We start from the raw sequence: 644 nt of genomic DNA, 5'->3' as shown, positions 1-644 counted from the left end.
GAGTTATAGTCCCACGCACCTCGTTTGTCTTTAACCTGATCCATAGTTTCGTGAACTAGCAACGCACCACCTGCCAAACGGGCGGGCGCTTTATTGAAAGTCAAAAAGTAAAACAAAATATTGTTAAGCTTTTTAAAGCTGCCTTTAGGGTTATGGAAGTTAAAAAACACTTCCGCCTGCTTGGTAATCGGAGAAAAAGAACCATCTCTCTGAACTGGCACTTCAGTCGAACGCAAGATTGCAAAAATACCTCTCCATCTAGTCAAATGATTCCACATTGTCTGAAGGGCTTTATCTTCATTCTTTCCATGTAATATTGGAAAAGGAATACCACCGTATGCGTTCTGAATCCCCACCCCGCCTTTGGATAAAGACGATGTTTTGGCATTTTTCTTGGTATTTTCTAGGACCCAATCCGGCATCGAGTGCGAACGATGGGTTGGATATACATTGATCTTGAAGCTACTTGGGTATGCTTCAAACAAAGCATACTGACCTGGGGTCAGATAGTTTTTAAAACCTTTGTAGTTACTGTCATCAATGGTGAATTTGATATCATCAGAGGCAAAAGGGTCGATATGATGCTGCCCTGTCCCCTCATACCCCATTGGGGCTTCGGTAATCCCCCCAGTCCATGCAGGAAT

Annotated in this window: 1 protein-coding gene; it reads right to left on the bottom strand. The window is 43.2% G+C overall.

Features of this window, described 5'->3' with window-relative positions; genetic code table 11:
* Positions 1–644: DUF1329 domain-containing protein (locus A3735_RS26785; protein WP_156499953.1), on the bottom strand; the 644-nt coding region annotated here is incomplete at both ends.

The organism is Oleiphilus sp. HI0061 (assembly GCF_001635675.1).
The sequence above is the reverse complement of the archived record's forward strand: the minus strand, read 5'-3'. Positions and strand labels throughout refer to the sequence as shown.